Origin of the sequence: Cellulosimicrobium funkei (assembly GCF_001019615.1) — a bacterium.
GTDB classification, from domain to species: Bacteria; Actinomycetota; Actinomycetes; order Actinomycetales; family Cellulomonadaceae; genus Cellulosimicrobium; species Cellulosimicrobium cellulans_E.
The window spans coordinates 323,819-337,264 of the sequence record NZ_JNBQ01000003.1 but is presented as its reverse complement, the minus strand read 5'-3'; the positions used below and the strand labels follow the sequence as shown (position 1 = coordinate 337,264).

General features: G+C 74.3%; 14 protein-coding genes. 9 read left to right on the top strand and 5 right to left on the bottom strand.

What is annotated here, in order from left to right; translation table 11 throughout:
• Positions 1-77: 77 nt before the first annotated feature.
• The 8 genes from FB00_RS05960 (at position 78) to FB00_RS22645 (ending at position 7,666) form a co-directional block, all read left to right on the top strand.
• Positions 78-692 carry a TetR/AcrR family transcriptional regulator gene (locus tag FB00_RS05960; RefSeq protein WP_047231912.1) on the top strand — a complete coding sequence of 205 codons (615 nt, stop codon included), beginning with the start codon at positions 78-80 and terminating at the stop codon, positions 690-692.
• A gap of 94 nt (positions 693-786) precedes the next feature.
• Positions 787-2,097, top strand: coding sequence for an MFS transporter (locus tag FB00_RS05955; protein WP_047231911.1), 1,311 nt, complete (start codon positions 787-789; stop codon positions 2,095-2,097).
• 102 nt (positions 2,098-2,199) lie between these two features.
• Entirely contained in the window at positions 2,200-2,868 is a 669-nt protein-coding gene (locus FB00_RS05950; RefSeq protein ID WP_047231910.1) for a heme oxygenase (biliverdin-producing), read from the top strand.
• Between the two features lie 235 nt (positions 2,869-3,103).
• A complete protein-coding gene (locus FB00_RS05945) occupies positions 3,104-4,375 on the top strand; it encodes a heme/hemin ABC transporter substrate-binding protein (protein ID WP_052877480.1) in 1,272 nt (423 codons plus the stop codon).
• A 152-nt stretch (positions 4,376-4,527) separates the two neighbouring features.
• The gene (locus FB00_RS05940; RefSeq protein WP_047232030.1) at positions 4,528-5,538 is read left to right on the top strand and encodes a FecCD family ABC transporter permease; all 1,011 of its coding nucleotides are present in this window, start codon (positions 4,528-4,530) and stop codon (positions 5,536-5,538) included.
• Entirely contained in the window at positions 5,535-6,407 is an 873-nt protein-coding gene (locus FB00_RS05935; RefSeq protein ID WP_047231909.1) for a heme ABC transporter ATP-binding protein, read from the top strand. Before FB00_RS05940 ends, FB00_RS05935 begins: the two co-directional genes overlap by 4 nt.
• Before the next feature lie 374 nt (positions 6,408-6,781).
• Positions 6,782-7,414: an Abi family protein gene (locus tag FB00_RS05930; RefSeq protein WP_231581734.1), complete on the top strand. Its 633-nt coding sequence runs from the start codon at positions 6,782-6,784 to the stop codon at positions 7,412-7,414.
• Positions 7,415-7,498: 84 nt separating this feature from the next.
• The gene (locus FB00_RS22645) at positions 7,499-7,666 is read left to right on the top strand and encodes a hypothetical protein (protein ID WP_231581733.1); all 168 of its coding nucleotides are present in this window, start codon (positions 7,499-7,501) and stop codon (positions 7,664-7,666) included.
• Here FB00_RS22645 and FB00_RS05925 read toward each other — a convergent pair.
• Together FB00_RS05925 and FB00_RS05920 are read right to left on the bottom strand one after the other, a co-directional pair.
• Entirely contained in the window at positions 7,663-9,768 is a 2,106-nt protein-coding gene (locus FB00_RS05925; protein WP_047231908.1) for an elongation factor G, read from the bottom strand. The two genes, FB00_RS22645 and FB00_RS05925, sit on opposite strands and share 4 nt — an antisense overlap.
• A 120-nt stretch (positions 9,769-9,888) precedes the next feature.
• Entirely contained in the window at positions 9,889-10,722 is an 834-nt protein-coding gene (locus FB00_RS05920; RefSeq protein ID WP_047231907.1) for a MerR family transcriptional regulator, read from the bottom strand.
• A gap of 194 nt (positions 10,723-10,916) precedes the next feature.
• Here FB00_RS05920 and FB00_RS05915 point away from each other — a divergent pair, with 194 nt between their 5' ends.
• Positions 10,917-11,702 (top strand): SAM-dependent methyltransferase, encoded by a 786-nt coding sequence (locus tag FB00_RS05915; RefSeq protein ID WP_047232029.1) that lies wholly within the window; start codon positions 10,917-10,919, stop codon positions 11,700-11,702.
• Between the two features lie 72 nt (positions 11,703-11,774).
• On the opposite strand, the gene FB00_RS05910 is transcribed toward FB00_RS05915, so the two are convergent.
• The 3 genes from FB00_RS05910 to FB00_RS05900 form a co-directional block, all read right to left on the bottom strand.
• Positions 11,775-12,452, bottom strand: coding sequence for an HAD hydrolase-like protein (locus tag FB00_RS05910; RefSeq protein WP_047231906.1), 678 nt, complete (start codon positions 12,450-12,452; stop codon positions 11,775-11,777).
• A complete protein-coding gene (locus FB00_RS05905) occupies positions 12,449-12,826 on the bottom strand; it encodes a hypothetical protein (RefSeq protein ID WP_156186310.1) in 378 nt (125 codons plus the stop codon). Before FB00_RS05905 ends, FB00_RS05910 begins: the two co-directional genes overlap by 4 nt.
• Before the next feature lie 83 nt (positions 12,827-12,909).
• Positions 12,910-13,440 carry a DinB family protein gene (locus FB00_RS05900; protein WP_047231904.1) on the bottom strand — a complete coding sequence of 177 codons (531 nt, stop codon included), beginning with the start codon at positions 13,438-13,440 and terminating at the stop codon, positions 12,910-12,912.
• Between the last annotated feature and the right edge of the window lie 6 nt (positions 13,441-13,446).

Sequence of the window (13,446 nt, the reverse complement as noted above, 5' to 3'; positions counted from 1 at the left end):
TGGCGACTCCGCCGCGGCCCGGTCGCCGTCCGCAGGAGCCGATTAGCGTTCTGACACGACCTCCCTATGATGTCAGCATGCCCAAGATCATCGGAGGGTCCCTCCACGAGCACCGCGCCCAGACCCGGCAGAAGCTCTTCGCGGCGCTCTCGACCCTCATGATGGACCGCGGCTTCGACGCCATCTCCCTCGCCGACATCGCCGCCGCCGCGGGCGTCGGCCGGACCGCGGTGTACAACCACTTCCCGGACAAGGAGGCGCTGCTCCTCGGGTTCATCACCCACGAGACGGAGCAGTACGTCGGGACGCTCGAGCGGGCGCTGGAGGACGTGGACGACCCCGTCGAGCAGCTCCGTACGTACATCCGCCAGCAGGCCCAGCTCAAGCGCATCTTCCACCTGGCCCCGGGCCCGGACCTGCGCACCGTGCTCTCGCGCACGACGCGCCAGCGCCTGCGCGAGCACGCCGAGCTCGTCGAGACGATCCTGCGTCGCATCGTGGCGTCGGGCATCGAGGTCGGGGAGTTCCCCGAGCAGGACATCGACACCACCGTGCAGCTCGTCAACGCGTGCCTCTCCGGCCGGCTCGTGCCCGACGACCCGGCCGCGCGCGAGCAGGCGATCGAGGCGACCGAGGCGTTCGTGCTGCGCGCCGTCGGGGCCGACGCGACCTCACCCGCGCTCGCGCACTGACGCGCCCGAACCGGCCGCCCTCGCCCCTTCTCCCCCGAGCAGAAGCGGCGGAGAGCGCGTGATGCCCCCGGCAACCGTCGCCTAGCCTCGGGAGGTGCCGACCCTCCGCCGCCGCAGGCTCCCCGACGCCCCCGCCCGGGTGCGCACCGGGCTCGGCGCGCCGTTCCGGAACGTCTTCACCGCGAACCTCAGCTCCAGCCTGGGCGACGGCATCGCGCGCGTCGCGTCGCCGCTGCTCGCCGCCCGGCTCACCGACGACCCGTTCCTCGTGTCGGGCATCGCCGCCGTCTCGCTGCTGCCGTGGCTGTTCTTCGCGATCCCCGCCGGGGTCCTCCTCGACCGCGTCGACCGCCGGCACGCGCTCGCGCTCGCGAACGGCGCGCGCACGGTCCTCGCCCTCGGGCTCGTCGCCCTGGCCGCGACGGGCACGCTGACGATCTGGTGGCTCTACGCCGTCGTCTTCCTCTACGGCGCGCTCGAGACCGTGTACGACGGCGCGATCCGCGCGGTGCTGCCCTCGATCGTGCGGCCCGCCGACCTCCCCCGCGCGAACTCGCGCATCGAGGCGGGCGAGATCACCGTCCAGAACTTCCTCTCCGCGCCGCTCACGTCGGCGCTGTTCGCGGTCGCCGTCGTCGTACCGCTCGGGACCGGCGCGGCCGCCTACGCCGTCGCGGGGGCGCTCGCGCTGTTCCTGCCCGCCGTCGCCGCGGGCGAGCACCGGACCGCGGCCGTCGAGGGGGCCGAGCCCGCGCCGCCCTGGTTCCGCCAGCTCGGGGACGGGTTCCGTTACCTATGGGCGCACCCGACCCTGCGGCCGCTGTGGCTGCTCTCGATCGTCGTCGGGCTCTGCTTCTCCGCCGCGACCGCGACGATCGTGCTCTACGTGCTCGACGTGCTGGGCGTCCCCGAGGCCTGGTACGGGACGTTCCTGCTCGTCGGGGCTGCCGGGTCGCTCGTCGCGGCGGCCGTGGCGAACCCCGCCAAGGAACGCTTCGGGACCGGCCCGACGATGGCCGTCGCGAACCTGGTCTCGACGGTCGTCCTCGTGCTCCTGGGTCTTGCCCCGCTCCTGCCCGGCTCCGGCGCCGCGGTGGCCGTCGGCGCCGCCCTGTTCGCGGTGAGCTCGGGGGCGGTCACGGTGTGGAACGTGCTCGTCATGTCGCTGCGCCAGGCGATGATCCCCGGCCGCCTGCTCGGCCGCGTGCACGGCACCTGGCGGACGCTCCTGTGGGGGGTGATGCCGCTCGGCGCGTTCCTCGGCGGGCTCCTGGCCCGCGCGGACCTGGCGACCCCGCTCGTCGTCGGCGGCGGTCTGGGCAGCCTGGTCGCACTGCTCGGCTTCCGGTTCCTCGCCGGGCTCCCCGACCCGGAGGACGTGGACCAGATCCCGGACAGAGGATAGGCAAGCCTCACCTGGCTGGGTTACAGTTCCTGACGCATCGTCATGACACTGCGTCAGGACGAGCAGCAGACCCGACCCCACGCACACCCGCAGGAGCCACCCGTGACTGCTCTCACCCACGACCTCGAGCGCGCCGACGAGAACGTGCCGCTGTCCCTGCGCCTGCGCGAGGGCACGCGCCCGGAGCACGAACAGGCGGAGGGCTCCGGCTTCGTCGAGCGGCTCATGTCCGGGCAGCTCGACGTCGCGGCGTACGCCGACCTCGCAGCGCAGCAGTGGGCGATCTACGGCGCGCTCGAGGACGCGAGCGCAGCGATGCGCGCCGACGCCCAGGGCTCGACACTCGTCTTCGACGAGCTCACCCGCACCCCCGAGATCGAGAAGGACCTCGCGTTCCTCGTCGGCGCCGACTGGGCCGAGCGCATCACCGTCCACCCCGCGACGGAGCGCTACGTCGCGCGCCTGCGCGCGGTCGGCGCGTCGCTGCCCGCGTACGCCGCGCACGCGTACACCCGCTACCTCGGCGACCTCTCCGGCGGCCAGATCATCAAGCGCATGCTCGAGCGCCACTACGGGCTCTCGGGCGACGGCCTCGCGTTCTACACGTTCGTCGAGATCCCCAAGTCCAAGCCGTTCAAGGACGTCTACCGCGAGCGCCTCGACGGCCTCGTCCTCACGCCCGAGCAGCTCGACGAGACCGTCGCCGAGGCCAAGCACGCCTTCCGCCTCAACAGCGACCTCTTCGCCGACCTGGGCGCCGCCCACCCCTGACCTCGAGATAGAGCCCCGGTCGGCCGGGGCTCTGCCTCGGCGGACCACGACCCTTCCTCGAGGGAGTCGGGTTCTTCCTCGGTCGAGTGGGTTCGGTTCGCGCCGTTCGCGTGAGGCGCGTTACTCGCGAGGCGGTCGAGGCCGGCTCCAAGTCAGGTTAGGCTCGTCTTACCTGGGGCGGGCGACGGCCTCGCCGGGTCGCGCCCTCCCGCGCACCGCTCCCTGGAGACTCCCCATGCCTCACGCTGCCCGCTCCGCGCTGCACCCCGGCTCGACGACGAGCCGCTCGACGTCACCCTCGGGTCCGTCGGGCACCGCGCGCGGTCGGGCGCGACGGACGGTGACGGCGCTGGTCGGGGCGGGGGCCGTCGTCGCGCTGGGGCTCGTCGCCGCGTGCGCGCCGCTCCCCTACGAGCCGCCCGCGACGCCGTCGGCGGAGGCGAGCCAGGACGCCGCGCCCGTCGAGGCGGCGCCCGCGGAGACCGCCGACCAGACGGGCGCGCCGTCGTGCACGACGCTCGAGGAGTCGCGCGCCGCGGGCGGCGGCTCCGACGTCGACCCGGCGTCGTTCCCCACCGGGCCCACGAGCGCGACGTTCGCCGACGACGCGATCCACCCGATCGCGGACGCACCGGCCCCGCAGCTCCCCGTCACGGTCGAGTCGGTCGACGGCCGGACGGTCGAGATCACCGACGTGAGCCGCATCATCCCCGTCGACCTGTACGGGACGCTGGGCGAGATCGTCTACAGCCTGGGGCTGGGCGCCAACGTCGTCGGGCGCGACCTGCCGACCGGCTTCCCCGAGGCGGCGGACGTCCCCGTGGTCACGGGCGCGGGGCACGCGCTCGACGTCGAGGCGATCCTCGGGTTCGACCCGTCCGTGATCCTCACCGACGCGACGATCCTCACCGACGACGTGCGCGGACAGCTCGAGAGCTCGGGCATCCCCGTCGTCTACTTCGACGAGGCGCGCACGCTGGACGGCGTCGACGACCGGATCCGCGCCGTCGCGACCGCGCTCGGCGTGCCCGCGCAGGGCGAGGCGCTCGTCGAGCGCACGGACCGGCAGATCTGCGCGGCGCTCGGCGCGGTCCCGCGGGACACGGGGAACCCCCGCGTCGCGTTCCTCTACCTGCGCGGGTCGAACATCAAGATGCTGTTCGGGCCCGGCTCGGGCGCCGACGACCTGATCCAGGAGGTCGGCGGCGAGGACGCCGGGACGGCGATCGGCCTGACGCAGCAGTACGCGCCGGTCACGAGCGAGGCGATCATCAGCGCCGCGCCCGACGCGTACCTCGTCATGACCGACGGGCTCGAGTCGATGGGCGGCCTCGACGCCATGATGGCGATCCCGGGCCTCGCGCAGACGCCCGCGGGCGAGGCGCGCCGCGTCGTCGACATGGACGGCTCGCGCCTCCTCACGTTCGGCCCCCGCACCGGGTCCACGATCGCGTCGCTCGTCGAGGCCTTCTACGGGGTGCCCGCGCCGGAGCTCCCGGCCTCGTGAGCACGCCCCTCACCCGTTCCCTCGGCACGCCCGAGGACGCGCCGGTACCCGAGGACGCCACCGCGCCCGACGACGCCTCCCGCTCGGGCGACCGGCCCGCCCGGGTCGGCCCCGCCGTCGGGCAGCAGCGCCGCCGGGCCGCGCGCTGGCTCATGGTCGGTCTGGGCGTCGCGCTCGCGGTGCTCACGGTCGTGTCCGGGATGACGGGGCAGGTGCCCGTGTCACCCGCGGAGGTGCTCGGCTCGCTCGCGCACCACGTCGGGCTCGACTGGGGGCCGATGCCGTCGCACCCGCAGGGCGAGAACGCGCTGTGGGTCGTGCGGTTCCCGCGCGTCGTCCTGGCGATCGTCGTGGGCGCGGCGCTCGCGTGCTCGGGTGCGCTCATGCAGGGCGTGTTCGGCAACCCGCTCGCCGAGCCGGGCGTCATCGGGGTGTCGTCGGGCGCGGCCGTGGGCGCGTGCGCGGTCATCGTCACCGCGGGGGCGCTCGTGCCGGGCACGTGGGTCGCCGGGGCGGCGTTCCTCGGCGGGCTGGTCACGACGTTCGTCGTCTACGCGCTCGCGCGCGCCGGGGGGCGGACCGAGGTCGTGACGCTCGTCCTCACGGGTATCGCGGTCAACGCGTTCGCGGGCGGGATGCTCGCGTTCTTCACGTTCGTCGCCGACCCGGCGGCGCGCGAGCAGATCGTCTTCTGGCAGCTCGGGTCGCTCGGCGGCGCGACGTGGCAGTCCGTCGCGGTCGTGCTGCCGATCGCGGTCGTCGGCGTCACGGGCGCGATGCTCGTGCGCCGCAGGATGGACCTCCTCGCGCTCGGCGAGCGCGCGGCCCAGCACCTCGGGGTCGACGTCGAGCGTCTGCGCCAGCTCGTCATCGTCCTCGTCGCGCTGCTCGTCTCCGCCGGGGTCGCGTTCACGGGGATCATCGCGTTCGTCGGGCTCGTCGTGCCGCACCTCGTGCGCATGGTGTGCGGGCCGAGCCACCGCACGCTCATCCCGGCGTCCGTGCTGGGCGGCGCCGTCGTGCTGCTCGCCGCCGACCTCCTCGCGCGCAGCGCCGTCGCGAACGTCGAGCTGCCGCTCGGCATGATCACGTCGCTCGTCGGCGGGCCGTTCTTCTTCTACCTGCTGCGCCGCACGCGCTCGCGCCAGGGAGGCTGGGCATGAGCGACCTGCGCCACGAGGGCTCCTCGTTCCTCGGCTCGCTGCGGACCGCGGTCACCGGTGCCCGACGGCGGTCCCGCCTCCCCGGGCCCGTCGCGCCCGGCGACGTGGTCACCGCCGCGCACGGGGTCTCCCTCACGCTCGGCGACGCGCCGATCCTGCGCGACGTGTCCGTGGACGTCCGCGCGGGCGAGGTCCGCGCGCTGCTCGGCCCCAACGGCGCGGGCAAGTCGTCCCTGCTCGCCGTGCTCACGGGCGACCTGGTTCCCGAGGCCGGGGACGTCGTGGTCGACGGGCGACCGCTGCGCGCATGGACGCCCACCGAGCTCGCGCTACGTCGGTCCGTCATGCTCCAGCAGGTCTCGCTGAGCTTCCCGTTCACCGCCGTGGACGTCGTGCGCATGGGCCGCTCGCCGTGGCGGGGCACCCCGTTCGAGGACGAGGACGACGCCGCGGTCGCCGAGGCCCTGGCCGCGACCGACGTCGAGCACCTCGCCGACCGGCACTTCACGTCGCTGTCCGGCGGCGAGAAGGCGCGCGTCGCGCTGTCCCGCGTGCTCACGCAGCGCACGTCGCTCCTCATGCTCGACGAGCCGACCGCCGCGCTCGACCTCAAGCACCAGGAGCTCGTGCTCCAGCTCGCGCGGGCGCACGCCGCCGCGGGCGGTGCGGTGGTCGTCGTCGTGCACGACCTCTCGCTCGCGGCCGCGTACGCCGACCAGGTCACCGTCCTCGCGGGCGGGCGCGTCGTCGCCGACGGCGGACCGCGCGACGTCCTCACCGCCGAGCTGTTGAGCGGCGTCTACGACTACCCCGTCGAGGTGGTCGACCACCCCGGCGGCGGCGCACCGATCGTCCTGCCGCGCCGTTGACTGCGGTCCGGCTCTGTCAACGCTATGGAGGGCACCCGCGACGGGACGTCACCCCGCCCCGACGTCCACGCAGGCGACCGTCGTCGTAGTTCCTCGATCCGCCGATCGTCCGATGACGAACGCCACCGTTGTTGTTCGTGCTCATGAACGATAGGGTCGGGAGCACTACATCCCCCACGCCTCTCCACGATGCGCAACCCGGGGGATTTTCTCTGCGCAGGGGGCAAAGAGAGCAATGCCAACACGGCAGCCGCGACCTCGAGGGCCGCATCACTTCTCCAAGCCTGCGCTCACGCACGACGAGCTGGTCGCCAGAATGGTCGAGCGCGGACTCGTCGTCACGGACCCGGATCGCCGTCCGGTACCTCCGCCACGTGGGCCACTACCGGTTCTCGCCCTACCTCATCCCTTTCCGCGAGGATCCGACCGCCGAGGCGCTGCGAACCGGAACAACGTTCGACCATGTGCTCGACCTGTACGTCTTCGACCGCAAACTCCGCCTGCTGGTCATGGACGCCCTGGAGCGCATCGAGGTCGCCGTCCGGTCCAGTCTCACCGACCACATGTCCGTGCACCGCGGTGGCCCTTTCTGGTACTGCGAGCCGGAGCACTTCAGAGACGAGCGTCGGCATCAGTGGTTCTTGGAGATGGTCCGGAAGACCTGTGAGGACCGGCTGGCTAGCGCGCCGGAGTCCGCCGGCGGCGACCTCGCTCACGCCTCGGCACTGGAGCACTACCTGACGACCTACGGAGAGCCAGCCCTGCCGCCGTCGTGGCTGATGGTCGAGATGCTCACCCTGGGCCAGTTGTCTGGCCTCGTCAGCAACCTGCAGCGCGCCACCGACATCGGTCGTGTGGCGCAGCCGCTGGGCCTCCCAGGACCGGTACTGCTGTCGTGGCTGCGCACGTACGTGCGGGTGAGAAACGTCTGCGCGCACCACGGGAGGCTGTGGAGCGTCGGGCTCGGCGTCTATCCCGCGATCCCGACGTCACCCTCGGTAGGCTGACTCACCGACACAGAGGTGCTCTCGTCCTCCGATCGCCGAAAACGCCTCTATCCCGTGCTCGCCTCTCTTCAGAGTGTGCTGGCCGTGGTGTCACCCCGTTCGTCCTGGGCGCGTCGGCTGAGCGCCCTGCTCGACCAGCACCCCGAGGTACCGCTGAAGGGCATGGGCATCCCGCCGGACTGGCGCTCGGACCCGTTCTGGTCCGAACGCCTCGCTGCCGTGAGCACTGCTCGTCAAGACGACCGTCTCTAGCGGCTCGCTCCCACCCCACCCGGGAGCACCTCGTAGCGGTCGGGGGTGGCCGTGAACGACCCGCGCCCGCCGGTGATCGAGCGCAGGTCGAGGACGTAGCGGGTGAGCTCGGCCTCGGGCACGAGTGCATCGACGCGCACGCGGCCGTCGGGCAGGGAGTCGGTCGCGGTGATGTGGCCGCGGCGCGCGGAGAGGTCGCCCATGACGTCACCCTGCGCGTCGGACGGGACGGTCACGGACACGGCGGAGACGGGTTCCAGGACGACGGTGCCCGCCGCCGCGAGCGCCTCGCGCACCCCGGCGCCGCCCGCGGTGCGGAACGCCATGTCGGAGGAGTCGACGGAGTGGGCCTTGCCGTCGAGGACCTCGACGCGCAGGTCGACGACCGGGTACCCGTGCGGCCCGCCGCCCTCCATCGCCTCGCGCGCGCCGCGCTCCACGGCGGGGAGGTACTGGCGTGGCACCGACCCGCCGACGACGGAGCTGACGAACTCGAACCCCTCGCCGCGCGGGAGCGGCGACACGCGGAGCTGCACGACGGCGAACTGCCCGTGCCCGCCCGACTGCTTCTTCACCTTGCCCTCGACCTCGACGGCGCGCGTGATGGTCTCGCGGTACGCGACCTGGACAGGCTCGGTCGTGACGCGCACGCCGAACGAGCGTTCCAGCCGCTCGACCGCGACGGCGAGGTGGGTGTCGCCGAGGCCCCCGAGCACGGCCTGCGACCCGGTGAGGTCGACGTGCAGCGTCGGGTCCTCGGCGCGCAGGCGGGTCAGCGCCGAGGACAGCTTGTCGTCGTCGGACTGGGACACGGGTCGCAGCGCGACCGCGTACACCGGTGGTCGCTCGGGGAGGTCGCGCGCGGAGACGGGCGCGCGCCGCGCCGCCAGCAGCGTGCCGGTCGAGGCGGCCGAGAGCTTCGCGACGGCGGCCACGTCGCCCGCGACCACGCGGTCGACCGCGACGTGCTCGCGCCCGCGCAGCCGGAAGAGCCCGTGCACGCGGTCCTCGGCGCCGGTCGCGGTGCTCACGAGCCGGTCGCCCGTCGCGACCGACCCCGAGAGCACCTTGAACACCGACACCTGGCCCACGAACGGGTCGACGACCGTCCGGAAGACGTGCACGAGCGCGTCGGCCGCGGGGTCCGCAGCGACCTCCGTCGTCGCCCCCTCCGACGGGGACCCGTCGGCACCTGCCGACCCCGCGCCGTCGGGCAGCGCCACGACGGCCGCCCGGTCCGCGGGCGACGGCCCCAGCTCGCACACGAGGTCGAGCACGCGGTCCACGCCGACGCCCGTCACCGCGGACGCGAGAAGCACCGGCACGGCCTCGCCCGTGAGCACCTCGTGCGCGAGCGTGCGCTCGAGGTCGGCCGCGCCGGGCTCGTCGCCCGCGAGGTACGCCTCGAGCTGGTCGTCGTCGTGCGTGACGATCTCCTCCACGACCTCGTCGTGCAGCGCGTGCTCCTCGTCGCGCACGTCGGCGGGGACGTCCTCCTCGTGGGTGCGCCCGTCGCCGTCGTACTCCCGCGCGCGCTCGGTGAGGACGTCGGCCACGCCGTGCAGCGACTGCTCCTCGCCGAGCGGGAGCTCGAGCGGCACGAACGGCGCGTCGAGCGCGCCGCGCAGCGCGGCGAGCACCGTGCGGAAGCTCGCCCGCGCGCGGTCCTCCTGGGAGACGACGACGAGGCGGGGTATCCCCGCCTCGTCGCAGCGCCGCCAGACCTCCTCCGTGCCCGACTGGACCCCGTCGACGGCGCTCACCACCACGACCGCGAGGTCGGCCACAGCGAGCGCCGCGTCCACGGAGCCCGCGAAGTCCGGGGACCCGGGGGTGTCGAGCAGGGTGACCTGGTAGGTGCCGCCGTCGGGCGCGCGCCAGTCCAGGTGCGCGACGCCGAGGCTCACCGAGATGCCGCGCGCGACCTCCTCGGGCTCGTGGTCGCAGACGGTCGTGCCCTCGGCGACGGAGCCGGCCCGCGGGATCGCGCCCGCGCGATGGAGGAACGCCTCCGCGAGCGTGGTCTTGCCCGACCCGCTGTGCCCCACGAGGGCGACGTTGCGGGTCGTGGCCGGGCCGGTGGACGTCGACGTCGTGGCCATGGGTGCCTCCTGGCGGGCGGCGGGGCGCCGTGTCCCGCCAGGCTTCCAGGCTAGTGACGTCGCGGTGATCCCGCCCGGGCCGATGGTCCCGGGTCGGGATCCCCCCCGCGTCGGCGCTCCTCAGAGGTTGCGCTCGACGTAGACGCGCAGGGCGTCGCGGACGAACGTCGCGCCCTCGACGCCGCCATAGTTGAGCGCGAACCGCGGGTCCCCGACGTACATCTCGCCGAGGCCGAGCAGGTAGCCCCGCAGCGGCCCGGGCTCGTGTGCCGGGTTCGCGGGCACGGTCTGCAGCCAGTCGACGTGGCGCCGCGCGAGCTCCTGCGCCTCGTCCGACGCCGGGTCGACGCCGGCCTCCGCCGCCGCCGTCCAGTCGCCGTTGAGCCGCTCGACGCGGTCCGTGAACGCCGACTTCTCCGCCTCGCTCAAGCCGCTCCACCAGGAGTGCCCGCGCGCGTACGCGTCCTTGCCCCAGCGGTCCTCGACCTCGGCCTGGTGCTGCGTGTGGTCGAACCCGTCGAACATGTCGTCCGCCATGAGCTCGCCACCTCCTTCCATCGTGGTGATCGTCCGTTCGACCGACGCGATCTGCCGCGCCAGCCGCTGCCGCTCCGCCCGCAGCCACTCGAGGTGGTCGCGCAGCGCCCGCACCTGGGCGTCGCGCTCGGCGGTGCCCGACGGCGGTCCGTCGCCCCCGGCGTCCGACGCCCCGTCGAGCGCCTCCCGGATCGCGGGGAGCCCGAGGCCGAGGTCGCGCAGGAGCAGGATCCGCTGGAGACGCACGAGCGCGTCCGCGTCGTAGTGCCGGTAACCGTTGGACGCGACCCGGCTCGGGCGCAGGAGCCCCACAGCGTCGTAGTGGCGCAAGGTGCGGCTCGTCGTGCCGGCGAGACGCGCGACCTCCTGGATGGACCAGTCGGCCGTGCGCTCGCTCGTCGTCCCTGCGGGGTGCATCGCCCGCCTCCTCTCACGGTCTCGGTGTCTCGGGGCGCCTCGTGCGGCAACGAGAACCACGCTAGAACTTGACGTCACGTCAAGGTCAACACCCTCACGACGAACCGCGCGGCGGACCGGCGGGGCGGAGACGACGGGCGTACGGTCGAGAGAGAGCGCCCGTGGGTGGACGCGCGACGAGCACGGAGGCCGCCATGGCCACGACGGAGCAGGTGCGGCAGCACTATGCGGGGAAGGACCTCGCGGCCCGCCTCCTGGCCGCGGCGGGAGCCGGCGACGGACCGGTGACGGTCGACGCGCTCGCCCCGTACGACGAGCTCCACGCCGGGGGCGCGACGTCGACCGCCGCCCTCCTCGACCTCCTCGGGCTCGCGCCGGGCACCACCCTGCTCGACGTCGGCAGCGGGCTCGGCGGACCGGCGCGGCTCGCCGCGCACCGGCACGGCTGCCACGTCACCGGCGTGGACCTCAGCCCGGACTTCGTCGACGCCGCCCGCGAGCTCACCGCACGGACGGGGCTCGCCGACCTCGTCACGTTCGCGCTGGGCGACGGCGACCGGCTGCCCTGCGACGACGCGTCGCACGACCGCGCGATGCTCGTCCACGTCGGCATGAACGTGCCGGACAAGACGGCCCTCTTCACGGAGATCCACCGCGTGCTGCGCCCCGGGAGCCCGTTCGGGCTCTTCGAGCAGATGCGGGTCGGGTCCGGCGACCTGCCCTTCCCGATGCCCTGGGCGGTCGACGCCGGGTCGTCGTTCGTCGAGACCCCGGACGACTACGGCCGCGCGCTGACGGCGGCCGGGTTCGACGTCCTGCGCGTCGACGACCGCCGGGCGGCCCTCGCCGCGGCCGGAGGCCCGGGGCAGGACGGCCTCGTCGTCGTGTTCGGCCAGGAGTTCGTCACGCGGATCAGCAACAACGTCGCAGCGACGCGCGCCGGGCTCCTCGCGCCCGTCGTCGTGCTCGCGCGCGCCTGAGCGCTGCCCCGCAGCCGTCGCTCTCTCGCGCGCCTGAGCACCGGCCCCGTCGTCCGGGTCGGCGCTGGCCCGTCAGGCCGCGAGCGGCGCCCGGCGGAGCAGGACGGTCGCGAGCTCGGCCGGCGTCCCGACGACCGCCGTCGCCCCCGCCGCGGCCAGCTCGCCGGGGCGCGCGTAGCCCCACGCGATCCCGACGCACGGGACCCCGTGGGCGGCGGCGCCGAGGACGTCGTGCTCGCGGTCGCCGACCATGACCACGCGCCGGGCCGCGTCGAGCGACGCGAGCGCGTGCGCGACGACGTCGGCCTTGCTGCTGCGCGTCCCGTCGAGCGTCGCGCCGAACACGTCGTCGAGGCCGCGGTCGAGGTGCGCGTCGAGCCCGAAGTGCTCGACGATCCGCCGTGCCATCGGCTCCGGCTTCGACGTCGCGACGGCGAGGCGCAGCCCGGCGCCACGCAGCGCCGTCAGGCACTCGGGGATGCCGGGGTAGACCGCGTTGTCGAGGAGGTTCCCCGCCGTGTACACGTCGCGGTAGGCGGCCACGGCGTCGGCCACGCGGTCGACCGGCACGCCGTGCGCCGCGAACGACTCCCCGAGCGGCGGGCCGACGAAGCCGCGGAGCACCGGCTCGGCGGGGACCGGGAGCCGCAGCGCGCCGTACGCGTGCCGCACCGACGCGAGGATGCCGGGGGCCGAGTCGGTGAGCGTGCCGTCGAGGTCGAGCAGGACGAGGTCGTCGCGCGCGCTCATCCGGCCGACGCCTCGTCGCCGGTGGGGCCCGACGTGCGGGGATCTTCGGGACCCCGGCCGGCGGCTCCGGAGCCTCCGGGCACCGTCGGCGCGGTGGCGCGCCCGACGAGGAACCCGACCGCGCCACCGACGAGCAGGGCGCCCGCGCCGGCGAGGAACGCCGCGCATCCGATCCCGAAGACGCCGGACGGGACGAACGCCGTGCCGGACACGGGGGCGTACGCGAACCACCCGAACGACGCAGGGCGGCTCGCCACCCAGGACGCGGCGACCAGGAGCCCGACGCCGACTAGGAGGAGCGCGGCGAGCACGACGGTCGCGACGCGCGGTCGGCGCGGAGAGGGAACGGACGAGGGCTGCTCGGGAGCGGTCACGCCGGCCATCGTCCCGGCCCGAGGTGCCTAGAGCAACCATCGACCCGGTACGCCGCACGGGTCACGGCGTCCGCCGCCGGACGCTACTCCCCGACGGTCCCGTCGATCGCCTCGCGGAGCAGGTCGGCGTGGCCGTTGTGGCGGGCGTACTCCTCGATCATGTGGACGAGGATCCAGCGCAGGTTCCAGCGCTCGCCCGTGTGCCGGTCGGGCCGCGCGCTCAGCCGGTCCAGGCCGCCGTCGGCGAGCGCGTCGTCCAGGATCGCGTCGGACGCCGCGACCGCCCGGTCGAACAGCATGCGCAGCTCCTCCGGGGAGTCGCCCGCCGCCGTCGTCCAGTCCCAGTCGCGGTCGTCGGCCCAGTCCGCGGTGTCGAACGGCGCCATGAGCGGCTCGTCGAGGAGCACCTGCGAGAACCACTGGGACTCGACGAACGCGAGGTGCTTGAGCAGCCCGCCGAGCGTCATCGACGACGGCCGGAGCCGGTGGGCGAGCTCGGCCGCGTCGAGGCCCGACGTCTTCCAGCGGAGCGTGTCGCGGTGGAAGTCGAGGAAGCCGCGCAGCGTGGCCACCTCGTCGGCGCTGACGGGCGGGTCGGTGCGGTGGTCGGTCACGGCGCC

What these genes read in the sequence shown, in the direction of transcription:
- FB00_RS05960 (WP_047231912.1), top strand. Translation starts at nt 78, where the DNA reads ATGCCCAAGATCATCGGAGGGTCCCTCCACGAGCACCGCGCCCAGACC.
- FB00_RS05945 (WP_052877480.1), top strand. Translation starts at nt 3,104, where the DNA reads ATGCCTCACGCTGCCCGCTCCGCGCTGCACCCCGGCTCGACGACGAGC.
- FB00_RS05940 (WP_047232030.1), top strand. Translation starts at nt 4,528, where the DNA reads ATGGTCGGTCTGGGCGTCGCGCTCGCGGTGCTCACGGTCGTGTCCGGG.
- FB00_RS05935 (WP_047231909.1), top strand. Translation starts at nt 5,535, where the DNA reads ATGAGCGACCTGCGCCACGAGGGCTCCTCGTTCCTCGGCTCGCTGCGG.
- FB00_RS05925 (WP_047231908.1), bottom strand. Translation starts at nt 9,768, where the DNA reads ATGGCCACGACGTCGACGTCCACCGGCCCGGCCACGACCCGCAACGTC.
- FB00_RS05920 (WP_047231907.1), bottom strand. Translation starts at nt 10,722, where the DNA reads ATGCACCCCGCAGGGACGACGAGCGAGCGCACGGCCGACTGGTCCATC.
- FB00_RS05915 (WP_047232029.1), top strand. Translation starts at nt 10,917, where the DNA reads ATGGCCACGACGGAGCAGGTGCGGCAGCACTATGCGGGGAAGGACCTC.
- FB00_RS05910 (WP_047231906.1), bottom strand. Translation starts at nt 12,452, where the DNA reads ATGAGCGCGCGCGACGACCTCGTCCTGCTCGACCTCGACGGCACGCTC.